The sequence below is a fragment of the Nocardia coffeae genome (genome assembly GCF_019890715.1).
Taxonomy (GTDB): Bacteria; Actinomycetota; Actinomycetes; order Mycobacteriales; family Mycobacteriaceae; genus Nocardia; species Nocardia jiangxiensis.
Genome location: NZ_JAINZY010000012.1, coordinates 280,140 through 302,147 on the forward strand (window position 1 = coordinate 280,140; position 22,008 = coordinate 302,147).

Annotated in this window: 19 protein-coding genes; 6 read left to right on the forward strand and 13 right to left on the reverse strand. The window is 68.0% G+C overall.

All coding sequences use genetic code 11. The features are described from left to right. The first annotated feature begins 130 nt into the window (after window positions 1-130). Window positions 131-787 (forward strand): YdcF family protein, encoded by a 657-nt coding sequence (locus tag K7711_RS35070; RefSeq protein ID WP_222974974.1) that lies wholly within the window; start codon window positions 131-133, stop codon window positions 785-787. An 11-nt stretch (window positions 788-798) separates the two neighbouring features. On the opposite strand, the gene K7711_RS35075 is transcribed toward K7711_RS35070, so the two are convergent. The 9 genes from K7711_RS35075 to cysD all read right to left on the reverse strand — a co-directional run bounded on the left by K7711_RS35075 (window position 799) and on the right by cysD (window position 10,303). Then, on the reverse strand, window positions 799-1,251 hold the full coding sequence (locus tag K7711_RS35075; protein WP_222974976.1) for a MaoC family dehydratase: 453 nt from the start codon (window positions 1,249-1,251) through the stop codon (window positions 799-801). Window positions 1,252-1,294: 43 nt separating this feature from the next. Beyond that, window positions 1,295-1,897, reverse strand: a complete 603-nt coding sequence (locus tag K7711_RS35080; RefSeq protein WP_222974978.1) for a TetR/AcrR family transcriptional regulator — start codon at window positions 1,895-1,897, stop codon at window positions 1,295-1,297. A 9-nt stretch (window positions 1,898-1,906) separates the two neighbouring features. After that, a complete protein-coding gene (locus K7711_RS35085) occupies window positions 1,907-3,085 on the reverse strand; it encodes an MFS transporter (protein WP_222974981.1) in 1,179 nt (392 codons plus the stop codon). Window positions 3,086-3,213: 128 nt separating this feature from the next. After that, window positions 3,214-4,137, reverse strand: a complete 924-nt coding sequence (locus tag K7711_RS35090) for a hypothetical protein (protein WP_222974983.1) — start codon at window positions 4,135-4,137, stop codon at window positions 3,214-3,216. A gap of 149 nt (window positions 4,138-4,286) precedes the next feature. Then, window positions 4,287-5,420, reverse strand: a complete 1,134-nt coding sequence (locus K7711_RS35095; protein WP_222974985.1) for a sulfotransferase family protein — start codon at window positions 5,418-5,420, stop codon at window positions 4,287-4,289. Window positions 5,421-5,433: 13 nt separating this feature from the next. Next, window positions 5,434-6,228: an SDR family oxidoreductase gene (locus K7711_RS35100; RefSeq protein WP_372460219.1), complete on the reverse strand. Its 795-nt coding sequence runs from the start codon at window positions 6,226-6,228 to the stop codon at window positions 5,434-5,436. Between the two features lie 38 nt (window positions 6,229-6,266). Then, complete coding sequence (locus tag K7711_RS35105) at window positions 6,267-7,484, reverse strand: hypothetical protein (protein ID WP_222974987.1); 1,218 nt, start codon at window positions 7,482-7,484, stop codon at window positions 6,267-6,269. A 42-nt stretch (window positions 7,485-7,526) separates the two neighbouring features. Then, window positions 7,527-9,359, reverse strand: coding sequence for an adenylyl-sulfate kinase (cysC, locus tag K7711_RS35110; RefSeq protein WP_222974989.1), 1,833 nt, complete (start codon window positions 9,357-9,359; stop codon window positions 7,527-7,529). Further along, window positions 9,359-10,303, reverse strand: coding sequence for a sulfate adenylyltransferase subunit CysD (cysD, locus tag K7711_RS35115; RefSeq protein ID WP_222974991.1), 945 nt, complete (start codon window positions 10,301-10,303; stop codon window positions 9,359-9,361). Before cysD ends, cysC begins: the two co-directional genes overlap by 1 nt. Before the next feature lie 90 nt (window positions 10,304-10,393). On the opposite strand from cysD, the gene K7711_RS35120 reads away from it, so the two are divergent. After that, window positions 10,394-11,341, forward strand: coding sequence for a helix-turn-helix domain-containing protein (locus K7711_RS35120; protein WP_308015091.1), 948 nt, complete (start codon window positions 10,394-10,396; stop codon window positions 11,339-11,341). A gap of 285 nt (window positions 11,342-11,626) precedes the next feature. Then, the gene (locus tag K7711_RS35125; protein WP_222974995.1) at window positions 11,627-12,907 is read left to right on the forward strand and encodes an FAD-binding oxidoreductase; all 1,281 of its coding nucleotides are present in this window, start codon (window positions 11,627-11,629) and stop codon (window positions 12,905-12,907) included. A gap of 139 nt (window positions 12,908-13,046) precedes the next feature. Here the strand turns inward: K7711_RS35125 and K7711_RS35130 are convergent, their stop codons facing one another. Both K7711_RS35130 and ctaC read right to left on the reverse strand, forming a co-directional pair. Further along, entirely contained in the window at window positions 13,047-13,463 is a 417-nt protein-coding gene (locus K7711_RS35130; RefSeq protein ID WP_040821063.1) for a cytochrome c oxidase subunit 4, read from the reverse strand. Between the two features lie 13 nt (window positions 13,464-13,476). Further along, window positions 13,477-14,553 (reverse strand): aa3-type cytochrome oxidase subunit II, encoded by a 1,077-nt coding sequence (ctaC, locus tag K7711_RS35135; protein ID WP_308015094.1) that lies wholly within the window; start codon window positions 14,551-14,553, stop codon window positions 13,477-13,479. 495 nt (window positions 14,554-15,048) lie between these two features. Here ctaC and asnB point away from each other — a divergent pair, with 495 nt between their 5' ends. Both asnB and K7711_RS35145 read left to right on the forward strand, forming a co-directional pair. Further along, on the forward strand, window positions 15,049-16,974 hold the full coding sequence (gene asnB, locus K7711_RS35140) for an asparagine synthase (glutamine-hydrolyzing) (protein WP_222974999.1): 1,926 nt from the start codon (window positions 15,049-15,051) through the stop codon (window positions 16,972-16,974). Between the two features lie 127 nt (window positions 16,975-17,101). Beyond that, entirely contained in the window at window positions 17,102-18,745 is a 1,644-nt protein-coding gene (locus K7711_RS35145; protein ID WP_222975001.1) for a purple acid phosphatase family protein, read from the forward strand. 107 nt (window positions 18,746-18,852) lie between these two features. Here K7711_RS35145 and K7711_RS35150 read toward each other — a convergent pair whose 3' ends face one another. Both K7711_RS35150 and cobT read right to left on the reverse strand, forming a co-directional pair. Further along, a complete protein-coding gene (locus K7711_RS35150) occupies window positions 18,853-19,605 on the reverse strand; it encodes an adenosylcobinamide-GDP ribazoletransferase (protein WP_222975003.1) in 753 nt (250 codons plus the stop codon). 61 nt (window positions 19,606-19,666) lie between these two features. Continuing rightward, window positions 19,667-21,493 carry a nicotinate-nucleotide--dimethylbenzimidazole phosphoribosyltransferase gene (gene cobT, locus K7711_RS35155; RefSeq protein WP_308015092.1) on the reverse strand — a complete coding sequence of 609 codons (1,827 nt, stop codon included), beginning with the start codon at window positions 21,491-21,493 and terminating at the stop codon, window positions 19,667-19,669. A gap of 144 nt (window positions 21,494-21,637) precedes the next feature. Here cobT and K7711_RS35160 point away from each other — a divergent pair, with 144 nt between their 5' ends. Further along, on the forward strand, window positions 21,638-22,003 hold the full coding sequence (locus K7711_RS35160) for a ClpX C4-type zinc finger protein (protein ID WP_222975005.1): 366 nt from the start codon (window positions 21,638-21,640) through the stop codon (window positions 22,001-22,003). The last annotated feature ends 5 nt before the right edge of the window (window positions 22,004-22,008 follow it).

A 22,008-nucleotide genomic window follows, 5' to 3' on the forward strand; every position in this document is an offset into this window, starting at 1 on the left:
TGCACAGATTTGTCTCGCGTCTTTCGGAATTCGGCGTGTATTTCCGTCATAGGCGGGGAGTCCGCGGGTTCCGGGGTGATCATCGAAAGGCATTGATCACCCTGCTGCGGCAAATCCCCCGGGAGGTCCGATGTTCATCAGGTTCCGTTCCAGCCCACGCCCCCGCCGACACACCGTCGCGGCCACACGGGTGGTACTTTTCGCCACCGCCGCGACCGCGATCTTCGGAGCCGCCGGGCCCGCGGCCGCCGACCCCGTCCCCCCGAATCCGCTCGCGCACTTCCCCACCGATCTACTCGCGGCATTGCACCCCACCGCGATTCAGCTGCCGGGACTGCCGCTGACCGCCGGATACGGCACCGACACCGCCATCGTGATTCTCGGCTACGGCCTGCAACCGGACGGCAGGATGCGGCCCGAGCTGATCGAGCGGCTCCAGGCCGGATACGTGCAGGCGATCCTCGCGCCCGCGGCGCCGGTGATCGTCACCGGCGGCAATCCACACAACGGCGTCACCGAGGCGCAGGCGATGGCCGGATGGCTGATCGCGCACGGCATCCCGGCAGGTCGCATCCACGCCGAGACGAAGGCCGAGACGACCGTGCAGAACGCGCGGTACTCCCACCATGTGATGGATTCGATCGGTGCGCGCAGCGCGGTCGTGGTCACCTCCTCGAACCACGTCGGCCGCGCCGTCGGCGATTTCGTCAGCGCGGGTGTGCCGGTGATCGGCACCCTCACCCCGGATCAGGCTCCGCTGCGGGTGATTCCTTTCATGCCGCGCTAGCGGTCCCGGGATCAGGACAGGTAACGAGCGATGCTCTGAGCGATACAGGCCGGCTTGTCCGCACCCTCGAGTTCGATGGTGACGGTGCGTTCGGCCTGGATGCCGCCGGGAATCTCACGCACCGAGTCCAGGGTGACGCGGGCGCGGATGCGCCCGCCCACCGGAACCGGGGTGATGAACCGGACCTTGTTGAGCCCGTAGTTGATTCCCATCCGGATCCCACCGACGGTGGTCGCCTGGTTCATCAGCGGCACCGACAGCGACAGGGTCAGGAATCCGTGCGCGATGGGCCCGCCGAACGGCCCCTTCGCCGCCTTCTCCGGATCCACGTGGATCCACTGGTGATCGCCGGTGGCGTCGGCGAAGGTGTCCACACGCTGCTGATCGATCGTCATCCAGTCGCTGACACCGATCTCGGTGCCCACAGCGGCGGTGAACTCTTCCAGATTCGCGAACTCGGTCATTATCAAGCGCTCCTTCGGTTCTCGCCGACCACGTTAACCTTTCTCACGATCTGCCCGGTGCGCGGGCGAGCGCCGCATCCAGCAGCGTCTCGGCCGCCGCGCGGGCATCGGCCCCCGCGGCGCCGTCACCGTCGATCTGGGTGACCACGGTGGACCCCTCGACGAGCAGGAGCAACTGCCGGGCCAGCGGTGCGGGATCGGCCACACCGGCCTCGGTCAGCAACTGCTGCAACAGCTTCCGATATCGCATGAGGTGACCGCGGGTGATGTCCCGGGCACCGTCCCCGCCGCGGCTGTCCGCGGCGTAGTTGACCACCGCGCAGCCGCGGAAACCCTGTTCGGCGAACCAGCGCGTCAGCAGGTCGAACAACGCCGTCACCCGGTCGCGGCCCGCGGGCACCTCGGCCAGCCCCGCGGCCAGCCAGGCGTGGATGCGATCGCTGCGTTCGCGCACCACCGCTTCGGCGAGTCCCTCCTTGGACTCGAAGTACCGGTAGATGGTCAGGGGCGAGGCGTTGGCCGCCGACGCGATCTCGCGCATGCCCACCGCGGCGAGACTGCGCTCGTAGAACAGCCGCGCGGCCACGTCCAGCACCCGGGCGCGGGTGGCATCGGGATCGATCGTCTCTCCGGCCCTGACCGGCATCGGATCACCTCATTTTCGTATCTCCGGCACGAGTGCGGCAGCCTGGACCGGTCTGCGCAGCAGGGTACTCGCGAGCACCGCGGCCCCGATCCCCAGGACCGCCGCCACCACGAAGGCGGTGCGATATCCCGCGCCGACCGCGAGCAGACCGCCCACCGGCCCGGCCACCATGATGCCGAGATCCCAGCACGAGGTCACCGCCCCGACCGCCGCACCCGGACGCAGCGGCCCGGTGCGGCGCAGCGTGATCGCCACCGTCGCCGGATACATCAGCGCGAGCCCGGCTCCGGCGAGCACCGCCCCGGTCAGCACGGCCGGTTCGGTCCGGATCAGTCCGGCCAGCAACAGTCCCGCGGATTCCACGGTGAGTGAACATGTCGCGATACCGACCCCGCCGAGGCGATCGACCAGCGGACTCCCCGCGAATCGCGTGATCAGAAAGGCGACGGCGAACAGCGACAGCACCGCCCCCGCACCCCCGCCGTGCAGGCTGCGCAGATACAGCACGGCCAGCGCGGAGATCGTCCCGTACCCGTAGGCCGCGAGCCCGAACACCAAGCCGGGCAGTCCGATTCCCGCAGGCACCAGATCCGCGAGACGCCACCACACGCCGGCCCCGGACGCACCGGGCACGCCGCGCGGGGTGGCCGCGGTCAGGCCCGCCGAAGCCGCTCCGAGTGCGACCACGACCCACCACACCCCGCGATATCCGGCGGCCGAATCCACCGCCCCGGCCAGCGCGGGCCCCGCGGACAATCCGCCCCACATCGATAGTCCGAACCATCCCGCCATCCGCCCGCGCCGATCCGGCTCCGTCCCCGCGAGTACCCACGGCAGCGCCCCGGAGAACAATGCGGCCTCCCCCGCCCCCATCACCAGCCGCGACCCCAGCAGCACCGCCGCATCGGGCGCGATCAGATGTCCGACCCCACCGATCGCGGTCAGTATCCCGCCGAGCAGCACCACCGGCCGGGCCCACCCGTTATCGGCCGCGCCCCCGGCGAAGGGCCGTCCGATCGCGGTGGCCAGAAACGCGATTCCCACAGCGGTCGCACTCAACACGGCCCCGCCGTCGAGCCGCCGCGCCACGAACGTGGGCATCTCCTGCACGGTCGCCCCCAGCGCCAGATACCCCGCCAACACCGCCAGCCAGAGCCGGATCAGGGGAACCTTCGTCCGCGCAACCATATTCAGAAGATAACTATCGTTACCATCTTGAGTCAACGGTGAGCGACGCCCGCACAGGCCGAATACCGCTCAACGCCAGAAATATTGGATGCTCGCTTGCCACGGCAGCCGCGAGGACCGATCCGGGATCAGTGCGGGAACTGCACCAGGACGCGCATACCGGCGGGCTCCAGAAGTACGACGGTGGGGATGAGCTCCGAGCCGCAGTCGTGCGGTTCGCGGACCAGATCGGCGAGGGTGCCCGCGGCATCGGTATCGGCACGGGCGAAGTAGAGATGGTCCTCGCACGGGAAGGCCGCGACGAAACGATCACCGCCGATCAGACCGGCCACTCGATCGGTGAAGCCCGGCAGCGCCAGCGCGGCGGCGGGCATGTGGCGGGAGTCGATACCCTGGAAATGCACGACCCGGTCGCGGGCGGTCTCGCCGCGCAGCACCGTGCGCAGGCCCTCGCCCAGGTTCGCATTCGCCTCCGCGAGCACGTCCTCGAACGTGAAACCCGCGTCCTGAACCTGCTTTTCGAGCACCCAGTGCATGCCGAGCGAACCCTGCGGCGTCGGCGCGACACCCGCGACCACGACGTACAGCTGCCCGGGAATCAACGTACTGGAGGCCATCAGCGGCGGCGGCTCCGCCGTGGTGCGCAACATCGGAATCATCAGCGGCTCGTCCGAACCGGCCTCGCGGTCGGTACGATTCGCGCGTCGGCGCTCCTCCTGTTCGAGCTGCCGCTCGGCCTCCTGCCGCGCCTGCTCGGCCACTGCCAGGGCCTGATCCCAGCCGTCCGGTTCGGGCCGGGTGAAGGCCGCGGAGACCTCCCGCAGGTTCGGGAAGTTCTTCCGCAGGAAGCTCTCGTCGGCCTCGGTGGGCGCCCAGTCCGAGGCGATGCCGGTGACCGACTCGGCGGTCATCCCGTGCTGGCGGATCACCGTCCGCCAGGCCTGCCGATACCCGTCCTCCACCAGTACCGGAACGGTCGTATCGGCCATCTTCCCGGACTCGCCGTACCGGAAGATGACGATATTGACCTCGTCACGCACAGCCTCACTCACCACAATGTCCTCCGGCCCCGAATCCGCCCACAACAAAGGCGATTTCGGAACTTAGGCGATATGCGCTGGACACGCCAAAACGATCATCGCCGGTGGGCGGGTCGCGCCGGCGCGGACCACCCGGGTCCGCGCCGCGCCGACCCCCCGGATCAGCCCGGGAAGTGCGCCCTGACCTGATCCTCGGTGAGCCCGTAGTCGGCCAGCTCGTACCGGTGCGCGGGTTTGCGGTCCCCGCTGCGGCTCTCCTGGTCCAGGGCGGTCATGGCCGCCCGCGCGGCATCGGTGAATTCGATGCCGAACCGCCGGTAGATCGACTCGATCGTGCCGAGCGGATCCGCCCGCAGATCGGCGAAGTCGACGTCGATGAACTGCGCCGCGTCGTACCGTTCCCGCGCGGCGGTGAACTCGCGCAGCCCGCGCGACCACAGCTCCAGCTGCGATTCACCGATCCGCTTGCCGGAGAACGTGTTCGACCAGCCTTTGGTGGCGTGTTCGGACAGGCTGCAGGAGGAGGCCAGCACGGTCACCGGATCGCGGTGGGTCTGGATGATCAGCGCATCCGGGTACACCTTCAGCAGCGCGTCCAGGGCGAACAGGTGGCTGGGATTCTTCAGGATCCAGCGGCGCTCGTCACCGAGGCCGATCAGCTGCAGATTCTCGCGATGCCGGACGTAGGCGTTGGTCCAGTCCTGCCGTTGCAGCCACTGCGAATAGGTCGGCAGCCAGGCCAGACTCTCGTAGGCGATGGATTTCGCGGTCTGCCGCAACAGCTGCCAGCACTCCTCCACCTCGGCGGCGGACATGTAGTGCAGGCCCATGAACTCCGGATTCTCCACGTGATGCTGCGCGAATCCGGCATCGATCTGCTGGAAGATCGGGTTCTGCGACCAGGTCTCGCGCGGCGGGCGCGGCTGCGGATACTCGCTCAGCCACATCTCGAGCGCCTGATGTCCCGGATCGGCGGCGAGCAGCCGATGCAGTGCGGTCGTGCCGGTGCGCGGCAGCCCGGTCACGAATATCGGCCTGGTGACCGGGGTTTCGACGTATTCGGGATGCGCCTTCCAAGACGCTTCGCTCAACGCGCGGGCAACCAGTGCCCCGCGCAGGAAGTAGCGATTCATCTTGCTGCCGAGTTCGGTCAGCTCGGCATCGCGCTGATACGACTCCAGCAGGACGCCCAGCGCCTCGGTGTAGTCGTCGGCCCCGAAATCGGTGAGCCCGCAGGCTTTCGTCGCCGAGGCGTGCAGATCCTCGATCGTGCCGACGTCGGTACGTAGGGTCATGTGTTCGATTCCTTCAGGAGTGGTATTCGCCGCAGTTGACGTCGAGGGTCTGGCCGGTGACGGCGCTGGACCAGTCGGAGGCGAAGAACACCACGGCGCGGGCGATTTCGTCGGGTTCGGGCAGTCGCTTCAGATCCGAGCGGCTCGCGGTCTGCTCGTACACCTGCTCGGCGGTGATGCCGTATTTCTTCGCGACCTCGCCGAAATACCATTTCAGCTGATCGCTCCAGATATAGCCGGGTGCGACGGTGTTGATGCGAATTCCCTTGTCCCCCAGCTCGGTCGCCAGAGTCTGCGACATCGCCAGCAGTGCCGCCTTGGCGACTTTGTAACTGCCGTACCGGGGTTCGGAATGGCGCAGCACCATCGAATTGATCATCACCACCGAACCCTTGGATTTGGCCAGCTCGTCGGTGAATGCCTTGGTCACCCGCAGTCCGCCCAGCACGGTGAGTTCCACGCTGTCACGAATCTGCTGAAAGTCGGTGCGTTCCAGCGGTTTCATCGAAGGCACCGAGAACGCGTTGTTCACCAGCGCGTCCACCCGGCCGAAGGTGTCGACCGTGCGGGTGATCAGATTCGCGACCGCGGCGTCGTCGGTGATATCGGTCGGCACGCTCAAGGTCGTGCCGCCCGCGGCCTCGACCTCCGCCGCCACCTCGGCCAACCGCGATTCGGTCCGAGCAGCCAGGACGATCTTCGCGCCCTGTGCCGCGGCCTGCAAGCAGATGGACCGCCCCAGTCCCGGCCCCACGCCGCTGACCACGACCACCTTATCGGCGAGCAGCATGCTGTGTCCGATGGGCATGACCGGGTTGCGCTCCGCTGCCTCCGACGCTGACCCGGTCATGCCGGCATCCTGTCCGCGAACGCCCGCTGACGCTCGGCAATCCTTGCCCGCCAACCACTCTCGTCGACCTTGTTGGTCTCGTAGTGCGGCAGGTGAGCGGCGACCTCGTCCAGTGCGAGCAGCTGCACGGTGGGACCGTCGGCGGCGGTCATCGCCCGATCGACCCGCTGCCAGCGGAACTGCAGGATGCCGCGCCGGCGTCCGGTGGTCTCCAGCCAGTTGGCGATGCCGGGATTGCCCGCCGACACCACCATGCGGATCATGCCGTCCGGATCCACCTGTGCCTGAGCGCTGTTCAGGCTGGTCTGATGGTTCACGTAATCCAGCGAGATGTACCAGCGACTGCCGAGCTGGAAACCCTGATAGGGCGCATCGGATTTCGGCACCGTGATCAGCAGCGCCTGATCCTCGGCCAGATCGAAATGGCCGACCGAGGAGAACTGCGTGCTCAGCCCGCCTGGGGTGAGCCGGGGTTCGGTCAGCGTATTGACCGGCAGGTCCAGATAGAACCACTTCGGGAAGTTGAACCAGGTGTGGATGCGCTGCACCAACTGCCGTGCCGCTGCCCGGTAGCGTTTGCGCAACTTCTCCGGATCCGCTGCGAGAGGGGCGGTTCCGATGGTGTCCACGCGCTCGATGCGAATGGTCCCCTTGCGCTCGTTCGCCCAGTCGCCGTAGACCTCGCGCACCGCCAACATCGACGCGCCCTCGCCTAGCACGAAGTAGTTCGGTCCCGGATCGTCCTTGGGCGGGCCGAATCGCAACCGGTAGCCGCCGTCCTCGTCGATCTGCAGGCGGCGGTCGTCGAACGCGTCGTCGCCGTTGGGCACATCGCTGGCGGTGTAATCGCCCTTCAGCACCTGGAAACTCAGATCCACGGTGCTGCCGCGGGTTCCGGTGAGCAGATATTCCGCGCCGGGCTCGACATTCGCGTGGTAATAGAGCGTATCCGGATTGTCCAGGCCCATCTTGGTGTACGGGCCGGTCGAGGTGACGAACTGCGGATGGCTCGTACCGTGCACCCCCGACAACTGCAGTACCGCGGCGATACTCCCGGCGAGATATTCGTACCCCTCGGCGAGATCTGCTTCGCTGTCGATGAAATCGGCGGCGGCCACCAATCTTTCGGCCTCGGCGATCGCGGCCTGGAACGGCTCGGTCAGCGATGGTTCGGGGGTGGCCGGCGTATTCGCCGCTGCGGGTGGGTTGTCCATTCGATTCCTGATTCGTCGGAAATGGTTTACGTTGTGCCGCTGCTACGGTCGCAGCGATTCGAGAATTCGGGTGGCGACCTCGGCCGGTGTGCCGTCCTCGGGAGTGATGACGACATCGGCGTGTTCGGGGCGCTCGTACGGCGAGTCGATTCCGGTGAAGTCGCGAATCTCCCCGGCCCGCGCCCGCGCATACAGTCCCTTGGGATCGCGGCGCTCGCACAGTTCCAGAGGCGTGTCGACGAAGATCTCACCGAACGGCAGCCCCCGGTCCGCATGCACCTGCCGGGCCTGCTCGCGCTGTTCGGCGAACGGGCTGATCAGCGAAACGATCACCACCACACCGGCATCGGCGAACAGGGCGGCGACTTCGGCGACGCGCCGGATGTTCTCCCGGCGGTCCGAATCGGAGAAACCCAGATCCGCGTTCAGCCCGTGCCGCAGATTGTCGCCGTCGAGCAGATAGGCCGGGCGACCCGAATTCACCAGTCGCCGTTCCAATTCCACGGCGATCGTGGACTTGCCGGAACCCGACAGCCCGGTAAGCCACAGCGTCGCCCCGGCACTGGCCCGATCCGCGCGATCGACCGCCGAACTGTGCCAGACGATCTCCTCGCGCCGCCCGGTCTCGCGTGCCAGGATCATACCCGCGGCCACCGTCCGATTGGTCACCTCGTCGACCAGGATGAAGCTGCCGGTGCGGCGGTTGTCCCGATACGGATCGAACATCAGCGGCGCCCGGCTGTGCAGCCGCACCCTGCCGATGTCGTTGAGCCCCAGACCTTCCGCATCCTCGACACGATGCAGGGTGTTCACGTCCAGGCGATAGTCCAGCCCGCTGACCCGCACCCGCGCGGACTGGGCCGCAGTGCGCACGGTGTAGTCCGTACCCGGCCGCAGCACCGCCTCGTCGTCGAACCAGCACACCGTCGCATCGATCTCGCGATCGATGTGCGGCCGATTGCCCGGACGCGCGAGCATATCCCCGCGACCGATGTCGAGTTCGTCCTCCAGCGCCAGCGAGACGGCCATTCCGGTGAACGCCTCGTCCACCTTGGTCCCGCCCGGACCCCAGATCCGCGCGACCCGGCTGGTCTGCCCGGACGGCAGCACCACGACCTCGTCACCCGGTTTGAAGATGCCGCCCGCGACCGTCCCGGCATAGCTGCGCGGTTCGTCGACCGAGGGCCGCAGCACGTACTGCACCGGCAGGCGGGCATCGATCAGATTGCGGTCCGAGGCGATGTGCACATCCTCGAGATGCGCCAGCAGCGGCGGGCCGGGATACCACGGCATCCGCGTGGAGGTCTCGACCACGTTGTCGCCCAGCAGCGCCGACACCGGCACGAAGCTCAGATCACCCACGGTCAGCTTGGCGGCGAAATCGGCGAACTCGGCGCGGATCTCGTCGAATCGCTCCTGCGAGAAATCCACCAGGTCCATCTTGTTGACGCACACCACCAGGTGCGGAACGCCCAGCAGCGCCGCGAGGAAGGCGTGCCGGCGGGTCTGCTCGACCACACCCTTGCGCGCGTCGATCAGGATCAGCGCCAGATCAGCTGTGGACGCCCCGGTCACCATGTTCCGGGTGTACTGCACATGGCCCGGGGTGTCGGCGATGATGAATTTCCTTCGCGGCGTGGCGAAGTAGCGGTAGGCGACGTCGATCGTGATGCCCTGCTCGCGTTCCGCGCGCAGCCCGTCGGTCACCAACGCCAGGTCCGCCGCCCCGTCGCCGCGTTGCGCGCTGACCCGTTCGATGGCCGCGAGCTGATCGCTGAACAGGCTCTTGGAGTCGTAGAGCAGCCGGCCGATCAGCGTGGACTTGCCGTCGTCCACGCTGCCCGCGGTCGCCAGACGTAACAGATTGCGGCTCATCAGAAGTAGCCCTCTCGCTTGCGATCCTCCATGCCGCTCTCGGAGATCCGGTCGTCCGCACGCGTCGCGCCGCGTTCGGTCAGCCGGGTGACGGCGGTTTCCGCGATCACCGCTGCCGGATCGGCGGCCTCGCTCTCGACGCATCCGGTGCAGGTCGCATCGCCCACGGTGCGGAAGCGCACGGTCGCCTCGAACAGCGGCTCGTCCGGGCTCGGAGTCAGGAAACGGTTGTCGGCCAGGAGCATTCCGTCCCGCCGGAACACCTGCCGCCGATGCGCGTAGTACAGCGAGGGCAGATCCACCGCCTCCCGGTCGATGTACTCCCAGATGTCCAGTTCGGTCCAGTTCGACAGCGGGAACACCCGGATGTGCTCGCCCGCACGATGTCTGCCGTTGTAGAGATTCCAGATCTCCGGGCGCTGCGCCCGCGGCTCCCAGGCGCCGAACTCGTCGCGGAAGCTGAAGACCCGTTCCTTGGCCCGCGCCTTCTCCTCGTCGCGGCGCGCACCGCCGAAGACCGCGTCGAAGCGGTGTTCCCCGATAGCGCGCAGCAGGGTCGTGGTCTGCAGGCGATTGCGCGTCTCGCCCGGACGTTCGTGCACCCGGCCGGCATCGATGTCGTCCTGCACCCGGGCCACCACCAGCCGCGCCCCGGCCCGCTCGGCCGCGCGATCGCGGAACTCGATCACCTCGTCGAAGTTGTGACCGGTGTCGATGTGCATCAGCGTGAACGGCAGCGGCGCGGGCCAGAACGCCTTGCGCGCCACCTCCAGCATCACGGCCGAATCCTTACCGCCGGAGAACAGCAGCACCGGCCGTTCGAAGGTCGCCGCGACCTCACGGAAGATATGCACCGATTCGGCCTCCAAGGCCGCCAGATGCGACAGCTCGTATCCCGTCCGCATCACACTTCTCACCCACTCACCGCGACGGATCGTTCGCATCGCTCTTACCACTCGCGCCTGTCTCCGACCATCCGCCGGAATCCTGACCGTAGTTGCGATGTCGAATATTCGACGCTATCGTTCGATATTGTGACACCGACGATAGGCCCGAAGCGCCACGCCGGTCAAGAACCTGTTTCAGAAATTGGTTCGGCCGCGCCCGCCTCACCGCCCACCCACCGCGTCGTCCAGGTGATCGGGCTGCTGTCCCGCCACGTCGGCGACCATCTCTCACTGGCCCGGATCGTCCGCGAGACGGACCTGTCCCGCGCCACCGCGCACGCGGTGCTCACCCAGCTCACCGCCGATCACTGGACCGTGCGGGACGCCGACGGCAACTACGGGCTGGGCCTGGGCCTGCTCACCGTCGCCCGCCGCGCCGAGGCCGCGTTCCCGCTGCGCCGCCTGGCCCTGACCCCCATCCGCGAGTTCTCCGCACGTCAGGGCATTCCGGTCTTCCTCGCCGAGCGCGAGGACGGCGCGATCGTCATCACCGAGGTCGCGGGCACCCCGACGCTGCCATGGATCCGGCCGGGCCGCCGCCTGCCACTCGCGCCGCCGGTGGTCCGCGAATTCCTGGCCTGGGCGCCCGAGTCCGACCGCCAGGCCTGGCTCGGCCATGCCGATCCGGCGCATCGCGACCGCCTGGTCGCGGTCCTGGCGGCGGTGCGCAATCGCGGCTATTCGGTCGAGCGGCTGGCCGATGATTCGGCCCCGATGCTCGAAGCGCTTGCCGCGCTGCGCGACTCGCCGGTCACCGATCCGCTGCGCAACCGGCTCGGCGCGATGATCGCCGATCTGATCACCATCGACTACCTGCCCGACGAACTGGGCCCGGCCAATGCCGTCGTCACCGTCGCGGCTCCGATCTTCCTGGGCTCCACGGTGACCGCCGCCGTCGTCGCCTGCCCCGACACCCTGCTGTCGGCCGAGGAGCTCACCGCACTCGGCACCGCGACGCGTGCGGTGAGTGACGCGCTCACCGCGGCCCTACGCCAGGACACCACCGCACCGCTGACAACCGTCCAACCCGGCTGACGCCCGGTCCGCGGACAATGCCGCTCAGCTCGGCCACTTGGTTCACCAACTGCCCCACCAGCATCCAGAGCACCAATTCGCCCTGGTGCAAACGCTCCCGACCGGCACCGGGTCGGAGACCCTCCGCAAGACCGGACCGGACCGCCACGTCGGGCGTCTAATCTCCTGTGGCGCACCGGAATCGCCCTGATCAACCCGCCGGGAAATATGTTCATCGGCGAGTCGCCGATCCGCCACACCTTCGGGGCAGACGGGAGGGGTGCAACTGTGGTTAGCTGTGAGGCCATGAGCACGTCGCTGGCCGCCCTTCCGGAGGAATATCTACCGCGCGATACCGCGGATGTCGTTCGCACCGTGCGAGATTCACGGCCGCAACCACTGACGGTCCGCGGCGGCGAGCGCAGCAGCGAGAACGAGGACGAACCCGGCCCGCCCGACCGCCGCATCGTCCTGTCCCTGCGCCGGATGAACCGCGTGCAGGCGGTGGACGCCGAGGCCCGTCAGGTGCGGGTGCAAGCCGGCGCACGCCTGTCCGATATCGACCGCACCCTCGCCGCGCACGGACTGGGCCTGCCCATCGTCGGCGACCACCGGGAGATCACCGCGGGCGGATTCGCCGCGGTGGGCGGGCTGTCCACCGCCTCGCACCGGTACGGCATGTTCAGCGACAACGTCCTCGCGCTCGAATACGTCGATCCGGAAGGCAGATTCGGCACCTGCGGGCGCAACCACCACGCCGAACGCTTCCACCGCATCCTCGGCGGCGCGGGTCGCACCGGCATCATCACCGCGCTCACCCTGCAGGCCGTCGAGGTCGACAAGGACCACACCTGGCTGACCTCCGACGCGCACCGCTTCCTGGATTTCGACGGTTTCGTCGAGCACACCCTCGACGCGATCGAACATCCCGGCGATGCGATGTTGCAGGTCGGACGCTGGGTCGACACCGCGCCGCTGCGGGTCTCACGCCCGGTCGGCACCGGCAACATCCAGCTGGGCACGGTGCGCTTCGGCCAGTGGTCCAGCCTGCATCCCACCACCGCGACGACCACCCTGCGGGCCCGCCGCGAACTCGGTTCCCGCGCGCGCAAATCCCTCGGCGCGATCGCCTCGGCCGCGGGCGGACGAGCGGGCATGCCGGTCCGCAACGCCGCCGCCGGTGCGCTGATGTTCTCCCCGAAGGTGCTCACCCTGCGCGACGCGGAATATCTCGCCGACACCGTGATCAGCACGTCCGAACGCGGACCGGCCTACCGCGCAGCGGTTTTCGCGCCACTGTCGACCTACACCGCGGTCTTCCACCGCCTGCACGACCTGTTCTCCGAATACCGCGAACGCAACGAGTGCTTCACCGTCATCTCCGCCCTGACCTACGGCGTGCGCTCGCCCTACCTGCACGACCTCGCCGGTGAGGACCACGGCTTCATCAGCTTCACCTGCCGCCTACGCCCCGCCAGCGCCTTCACCGGTCGCACCGGCACCACCGAGGCCCTGCGCGAGATCAGCATCGCCATCGACGACATCTGCCGCTCCGAACGAGCCCGCCGCTACCTCATGGCCGAATAGGACCACCACACGAAAACAGCGCCCCGGTTCAGAAACCCGGGGCGCTGTTTCATGCGTTGCTGAAGGTCAGTACATCTCGTTCAAGTACTCCGTACAACGCCGCGAACACGCCGGAGCGAAGCGGAGGCCAAAGATACAGCTAGTGCTTCTCGGGACCGATGTGGTACTCGAAGACCAGGCCGGCTGCCGCGGTCAGGATGCAGATGACGCCGATGGCGATCAGCCACAGCTGGAAGAACGCGAAACCGATCGCGGTGATCGCGGCCGCACCGGCCAGGGTGACCGGCCAGAAGCTACCGGGCGAGAAGAAGCCCAGATCGCCTGCGCCGTCCACGATCTCGGCCTCCTCGTAGTCCTCCGGACGCAGGTCCAGACGACGAGCCACGAAGCGGAAGTACGTGCCGACGATGAGGGTCAGGCCCGCGGTCAGCACGATCGCGGTGGTGCCCGCCCACTCCACACCGGTACTGGACTGACCGGTGAAGAAGGCGTAGATGACGGCCACGATGATGAAGAACACCGTGAGCAGTTCGAAGATGCGTGCTTCGACCTTCATATCAGTTCAGTCCTCAGTTGCTCTGCTGGGCCTCGGTCGCCGAGCGCAGGGTGCGGTCGGTGTTGAACGGGTGCGTGGACACCGCCACCGGCGACTCGCCGATGTCGGCCAGCGCCTCGGCAGTGGTCTTCCCGGCCTTGCGGTCGGTCATGTACTTGTCGAACTTCTCCGGCGAGACCGCCCGGACCTCGAAGTTCATCATCGAGTGGAACGTGCCGCACATCTCCGCACACCGGCCGACGAACGCGCCTTCCTTCTCGATCTTCGAGATCTGGAAGATGTTGTCGGAGTGGTTCTCCTTCGGATCCGGCATCACGTCGCGCTTGAACAGGAACTCCGGCACCCAGAACGAGTGGATGACATCGGCCGAGGCGAGCTGGAACTCGATCACCCGGTTGGTCGGCAGCACGAGCACCGGAACCTCGGTGCTGGAACCGACGGTCTCGACCTTGTCGTAGTGCAGGTAGCTGATGTCGTTGCCGGGCAAGCCGTGGTCCGGACCGGGCTGGGCGTGGCCGTTGGCCTTGCGGTCCTTGTACTCGTCGATGATCTGCTGGTCCATGCCCTGACGGGTGTGGTCGACACCGTCGTAGACCTGGCCGTTCTCGTCGACCTTCTGGTAGCCGAACTTCCAGTTCCACTGGAACGCGGTCACGTCCACGACCACGTTCGGGTTGGACACCTTCTCGTGCACGTAGTTCTGCACGACCACGGTGAAGTAGAACAGCACCGCGATGATCACGAACGGAATCGCGGTGTAGGTCAGCTCCAGCGGGACGTTGTACCCGGTCTGGCGGGGGAACTCGGGCGAGTTCGGCTTCTTGCGGTGGAAGGCGACCGTCCAGAAGGTCAGGCCCCACACCAGCACACCCATCGCCAGCGCGGCGATGACCGACCAGGTCCACAGCTCCCGCATCTTCGTGCCCTGCGGGGTGACACCCGAGGGCCACCCGAACCGCAGCACGGGATTGTCGATCGAGCAGCCGGATACGGCGATGACAGTGATCCCCAAGGACACCGCCAGCCCGGCCCGCCGAAGCAGGCGGCCTCGTCCGCCGGAGGTAGCGCCCCCGTCGGGCCGCGCCCCTATCGCTTCGCTCGCCTTGTGCGCCACGCTCAACGCCTTCCTGGTCGTCTATCCGACTCGGCGCCGCCCGGGTGGCCCGGACGGCACATTTTCAGCACGTTCGAGGAACTCACCGGCGAACCCCGCAAACGCGCGGCCCACCTCGGGAGTTCCCGAGTACTACGCAGCGTAGACCAAACCGGGTACCGCGTTGTGCGCGGGTCGGATTCGACACTCCGAAGATCGAGGCTGCGACGGAGATCGCTGCGAGCGGCCAACTATCAACCGAGGTTACGACGTTGTGGACACCGCTCGATGCCAAAGAACCGGACACTGCGGGCATCGGAAACCTGCCTCTACTACGGAATCAGTCCGGTACGACACAGCTCCAAAGGGCAGAAGATACCGATTCAAGGCAGAATGATTCCGGAATCATTCCGCGGTACGGCATACTCGCGGACTGGGTTTCGATCTCCTCCCCGACCTACTCCCTATCCCGGAAATGAGGTTCCTCACGCCGTGTGTGGCCTGCTCGGATTTCTGACCGCCGATGTGGCGACCGACGAGGTCGTGCACCAGGTGTACGAGGCGTTGCAGTGCGGGCGTCACCGGGGGCCCGACGAGCGCGGCACCTGGCACGACGAGCACATCATCCTGGGCTTCAACCGCCTGTCGATCATCGATATCGAGCATTCGCACCAGCCGCTGCGCTGGGGGCCGCCGGAGAATCCGGAGCGGTACGCGCTGGCGTTCAACGGGGAGATCTACAACTACCTGGAGCTGCGTGAGCAGTTGACCGCCGAACACGGCGCGCAGTTCCGGACCGAGGGCGACGGTGAATCCATAGTCGCCGCCTATCACCACTGGGGTACCGATGCGTTCTCCCGGTTGCGCGGCATGTTCGCCTTCGCGATCTGGGATACCGAGACCCGGCAGCTGGTCCTCGCGCGCGACCGGTTCGGCATCAAACCACTGTTCGTGGCGACCGGTCCGGGCGGCACCGCCTACGCGAGCGAGAAGAAGAGTCTGCTCGAACTGCTCGAGCCGCTGGGCCTGTCGCGGTCGATCGATGTGCGGGCGGTCGAGCACTACACCGTGCTGCAGTACGTGCCCGAGCCCGAGACGTTGCACGCCGACGTGCGGCGTCTGGAGTCGGGTTGCTATGCAACGCTGACACCGGGTGAGCAGCCGAAGATCACCCGCTACTTCGAGCCGACGTTCCGGGTGCGCCCGTTCGCGCCGGACGCCGCCGAGGCCCGCTACCGGGAAATCTCCGAGGTGCTGCGCGATTCGGTCGCCAAACACATGCGCGCGGACGTGACGGTCGGCGCGTTCCTGTCCGGCGGCATCGATTCCACCGCGACCGCGGCGCTGGCGATCCAGCACAACCCGAATCTGCTCACCTTCACCTCGGCCTTCGAACGCGAGGGCTACTCCGAGGCCGACGTGGCCGCCGAAACCGCCGAGGCGATCGGCGCGAAGCACTACATCCGCATGGTGAGCCCCGAGGAGTACGCCGCCGCGATCCCCGAGATCGTCTGGTACCTGGACGATCCGGTCGCGGATCCGGCACTGGTGCCGCTGTACTTCGTGGCCAAGGAGGCCCGCAAGCACGTCAAGGTGGTGCTCTCGGGCGAGGGCGCCGACGAGCTGTTCGGTGGCTACACGATCTATCGGGAACCGTTGTCGCTCAAACCTTTCGAGTACCTGCCGCGTGGTGCGCGCAAGCTGCTCGGCAAGCTGTCGGACCGGATTCCCGAGGGCACCCGGGGCAAGAGCCTGCTGCATCGCGGGTCGCTCACCCTCGAGGAGCGCTACTACGGCAACGCACGCAGTTTCAGTGACGCCCAGTTGCGTTCGGTGCTGCGCGATTTCCGGCCCGAATGGACTCATCAGGACGTCACCGCGCCGATCTACGATCGATCGCGCGGCTGGGATCCGGTGGCGCGCATGCAGCATCTGGACCTGTTCACCTGGCTGCGCGGGGACATCCTGGTCAAGGCCGACAAGATGACCATGGCCAACTCCCTCGAGCTGCGGGTGCCGTTCCTGGATCCCGAGGTGTTCGCGATCGCCGAACAGCTGCCGTACGAGCAGAAGATCACCTCCGAGACCACCAAGTACGCCCTGCGCCGGGCGCTCGAGGAGATCGTGCCGCCGCATGTGCTGCACCGTCCCAAGCTGGGCTTCCCGGTGCCGCTGCGGCACTGGCTGCGCGGTCCGGAGCTGTACGACTGGGCCGCGCAGCAGATCGCCGAATCGCAGACCGACCACCTGCTGAACAAGGCCGCGATCACCGCGATGCTCGAAGCGCACCGCACCGGGACTGTCGATCACAGCCGCCGGCTGTGGACGGTGCTGGTATTCATGGTCTGGCACGGCATCTTCGTCGAGGACCGCATCAAGCCCGCCATCGAGGAACCCACGTACCCGGTGCGCCTGTAACCGTCGCTGATTCACTGGTCGGCCCTCGACCGGGCGCGCGCGGACCGGGTCCGAACGCGTCGCCGGTTCACCTGGTTTTCGCCGGGTCGTAGCCTCACCAGCACCGAACCGGAGTTAGCTGGAACGTATGGCGGAAAACCCAGGCCCCAGCAGCGACGACGCCGACCCGGACGCGTCTCCGCAGGCCACGAACCAGGGCATCAGCCGACGGTGGCTGTTCGGCGCGTCGGCCGGTGCCGCGGTCGCCGGTCTGGCGGTCGGAGCGGGCGGGGCCACCGCGCTGCGCGGCGACGGCGAAACTCGCGCCGCCGAGATCTGGCCGCGTTCGCCCGATCTGGTGATGAGTGCGGACAGTACTGCCGCACCGCATGTTTCGGGTCTGCACCTGCAGTTCGGGGCCGATGCCGCGCGGGAGGCGGTGATCTCCTGGTACACCACCGCTTCGGTGCGTAACCCGGTGGTGCGCTACGGCACCGCCGCCGCCGGATTCGGCACGACCGTGCAGGCGCAGACCCGCACGTATCGCGACGGCAAGTCCGGCATCGAGATCACCGCCCAGCACGCGCGGCTGACCGGGCTGTCTCCCGATACCGACTACGTCTACGCGGCCGGTCACGACGGCGCTCCCCCGGAACTGGGCACCCTGCGCACCGCGCCGTCGGGCCGGGCGGCGTTCCGGTTCACCAGCTTCGGCGATCAAGGCACGCCGACGCTGGGCAAACTCCTCGACGGCACGTACGTCAACGACAATCTCGGCTCACCGTTCGCCGGGGACGTCACCGCCGGGATCGAGCGGGTCGCACCGCTGTTCAATCTCGTCAACGGCGATCTGTGCTACGCCAATTTGGCCACCGATCGCATCCGCACCTGGAGCGACTGGTGGGCCAACAACTCCCGCTCGGCCCGCTACCGCCCGTGGATGCCCGCGCCCGGCAATCACGAGAACGAACTCGGCAACGGACCGATCGGATATCAGGCGTTCCAGACCTATTTCACCGTGCCCGACGCGGGTAGCGAGGATCTCACCCGCGGGCTGTGGTACTCGTTCACCGTCGGTGGCGTCCGCGTCATCGCTCTCGCCAACGACGACATCTGCTACCAGGACGCGGGCAGCAGCTATGTGCGCGGCTATTCCGGCGGAGCCCAGAAGCGCTGGCTCGAGGCCGAATTGACGAAGGCGCGCGCGGATCGCGGCATCGACTGGGTGGTGGTGTTCATGCACCAGACCGCGATCTCCTCGGCCGACAAGTTCAACGGGGCCGATCTGGGGATCCGACAGGAATGGCTGCCGCTGTTCGACCGGTACCAGGTCGATCTGGTGCTGGCCGGACACGAACATCATTACGAGCGTTCGCATCCGGTCCGCGGCGTTCTGGGCACCGACACCCTCACCCCGAAACCGGTGGACACCCGCACCGATGTCGTCGACACCAGCAAGGGCACAGTGCATCTGGTGATCGGCGGCGGCGGAACCTCGGCCCCGTCCAACGCCCTGTTCTTCCCCGGCGAGCAGTGCCGCGTGGTCACCTCGGTCGGCGCGACGGACTCCGGCACCGGTAAGAAGACGCCCGTGTACGTCCAGGAGCAGGCCCCCTGGTCGGCCTTCAAGGATTCCGAACACCCCTACGGTTTCTGCGCTTTCGACGTGGACCCCGGCAAGCCCGGCGGCAACACCACCATGAAGGCCACCTACTACGCCCTCACCGGTCCCACCAACACCTTGAAGGTCGTCGACCACTTCACCCTCACCCGCCCCCGCTCCGACCGCTGACCGCTCTTTCGCGGACTGCCGCCCACGGGTGCGAGCGGCAGTCGGCGCCTCGGCCGGGCAGGCATCCGCGGCGAGGCCCGCATGCGGCGACAACGGCCGCTGCCCCGTCAGCGACTGCCGAAGGTGGCGACGACGAGCGCGAGCGTGGTGCTCACCTCGAGCGCGGCTCCCAGCACGTCACCGTTGAGTCCGCCGAACCGATTGACGCAGTGCCGGACCAGGATTCCGGCGGCGATCAGCCCCGCCGCTGCGGCGAGGATGCCGAGCCACCATCGTCCCGGAACGGCGAAGAACCCTGCGGCGAGCGCGATCACGACCCACGGGAGGGCGATCCGCGGCGATTGCGTCCCGGCGACCAGCGTCCCGAATCCCGAACCGGGAGCGGGTTCGTAACCGCGACGACAGGCGAGCACCACCGCAACACGCCCCACGGCAACCGCCGCCGCAATCGCCAGCCAGCGCCCCGATCCGGCCAGCGCGGCACACGAGAACGCCTGCACCGCAACGGCGAATATCACCGCGGCGACACCGAACGGGCCCGCCCCACCGCTTTTCATGATCTCCCGGGCCCGCTCGGGCGGCCCGTAGCTGCCGAGGCCGTCGAAGGTGTCGGCCAGCCCGTCCAGGTGCATCCCCCGGGTGATCAGCGCGAGCGCCGCCACCACGATCAACCCGGCCAGCGCGAAACTCGTTCCCGCAGTGCCCAACACCCACATCAACCCCGCCGCCGCGGCTCCCAGCACGATCCCCACGATCGGAGCCATCGCGATCGCCCGCGTCGCCACCGCCCGATCCACCTCGTCGGGACCGGACACCGGCAGCACGGTCAGCCACGAGAACGCGAGCCGAATGCCGTTCACCGGCACCCCTTCTCGCCCCATCGGCGGTGCGCCGACAGCGGGAGACGGGGTTCGGCGGTGATCAAGGCGCGGCGGGGGCGGTGTCGTCGGCGGTGCTGACTCCGGCCTCGCCGAACGTGGCCATTTCCGTGAGGGCCGCGACGGCGGCACGCAGCAGGGGCAGGGCGGTGACCGCACCGGAACCCTCGCCCAGGCGCATCTCCATCTCCAGCAGCGGTTCCAAGCCGAGTTTGGTGAGAGCGGCGCGATGCGCGGGTTCGGTCGAGCGATGGCCCGCGACCCACCACGCCGACGCCCCCGGCGCGAGCGCATCCGCGAGCAGAGCGGCGGCAGTGACGACCACGCCGTCCAGGATCACCGGTGTGCGGCGCACCGCGGCCTGCGCCAGATATCCGGCCATCGCGGCGAGATCCGCGCCACCCGCGACCCGCAGCAGCGCGACCGGATCCTTCAGGTGCGGACGGGCCCGCCACATGGCGTCGCGAATCGCGGCTGCTTTGCGCATCCAGCCCGCATCGTCGACCCCGGTGCCCCGGCCGATCGCCAGAACCGGTTCGGTATCGGTGATCGCGGCGATGAGAACCGTTGCGGGCGTGGTATTCCCGATGCCCATATCACCGGCGATCAGCAGATCCGCGCCGCCGTCGATCTCCTCGTCGGCGATCGCGCGCCCGGCCGCGAGTGCGGCGTTCACCTGGGCCTCGGTCAGCGCGTCCTCGCGATCGATGGCCCCGCCCGCCCGGCACACCTTGTACGCCGAAACGGCCGGATCGGTGTCGGCGTCCACGGCGATGTCCACCACGCGCACCGTCGCATCCGCGAGCCGGGCCAGCGCGTTCACCGCTGCGCCGCCCGCGAGGATATTGGCCACCATCTGCACGGTGACCTCACTCGGATAGGCCGAAACCCCGTGCCGCGCAATGCCGTGATCGCCCGCGAACACCACGACCCGGGCCCGCTCGAACTGCCGCGGCGGGCAGACGCCCTGACATGCGGCGACCCAGTTGCCCAGCGTCTCCAGCCGCCCCAGCGCTCCCGCGGGTTTGGTGAGCTGCAACTGCCGTTCCTGCGCCTGCACCCGGACGTGCTGATCGGGCGGAGCGACGATCCCGAAAGTCGGCGCCTCGCCGGACAAGTCGTACATCGGGTCGGCCGCACCGGGAATTTCGGCAGCGGGAACTTCGGGAGCGGAAGACGTTGCGGCCGAGCCGTTCCCCGAATCCTGCGCCGCCGCACCGGAACCCGCACCGGCCGCCAGCGCCGCCGCACCCCCGTCCTGCACCGTGGCCGCGCTCTGCTGCGCGTCGGTCACGACCGAAGTCGCTACCACAGTGGCGTTTCCGGATTCCCGAACGCGCACCGGAACCCCCGCGACAACGAGGTACACCTCGTCGCACAACGCCGCCACCCGCTGGTTGAGCGTTCCGATCTCATCGGCGAACAACCGCCCCGACCGCGTACCCGGCAGCACGCCCAGTCCGGTCTCGGGGCTCACGATCACCAGCGGCTGCGCATATCCGGCGATGGCCGCGACCAGCTCCTCGACATCGGGCGCAACCGTGCCGCGCGGCGATTCCCAGGCCGACCGCGCATCGATCCGGCCGGTCAGCCAGGTGCCGAGATCGTCGATCAGCGTCATCGGCGTCGGCTCGGCCAGCGCACGCACCGGATCGCCCTCGACGACCTGCCAGTCCGCGGGCCGCCGCTCCCGATGCGCCGCCACCCGGTCGGCGAAATCGCCGTCGGCGGGATCCACCGCGGCGGTCGCGACATACCGGACCGGCCCGGCCCGGCCGGCCAGCTCCTCGGCGAAGGCCGACTTCCCGGACCGTGTCCCACCGAGCACCAGCGTCCGCAGCGGCCGCTGCCTCGAAGCATCGTTCAACACGCCAGAACGGTACCAATCACCACCTCACCATGACATGCGCGCACCGATACCCCGCGCCGATTCACGAACCTCTTGTCAGGTTGGACCTGACAGATTCATACTCGTGTCAGGTAATCCCTGACACGAACTCCCGAGGAGGGCGTAATGACCGCACCCACCCCCGCACCACCCCGATGCTCCTTCTGTGGCAAGCCTCCCGCCGAGGTGAACACTCTCGTCGCCGGTCCCGGCGTGCACATCTGCGACGAATGCATCGGACTCGCCGTCACCATCACCGAGAATCACCGCCCCTCGGACACACCCGCTCCCCTGCAGATCTGGGAGGCGATGTCGGACGACGAAATGCTCCAGCACATTCCGCGCGTTGCCGCGGTGGCCGCTCAGGTCGAGCAGAATCTGCGCGACTGGGTCCAGGAATTGCGCCGCCGCAAGGTCACCTGGGCTCGCATCGGCGGCGCGCTCGACATCACCCGGCAGTCCGCCTGGGAGCGCTTCTCCGGCGAGGAGTGAACCAC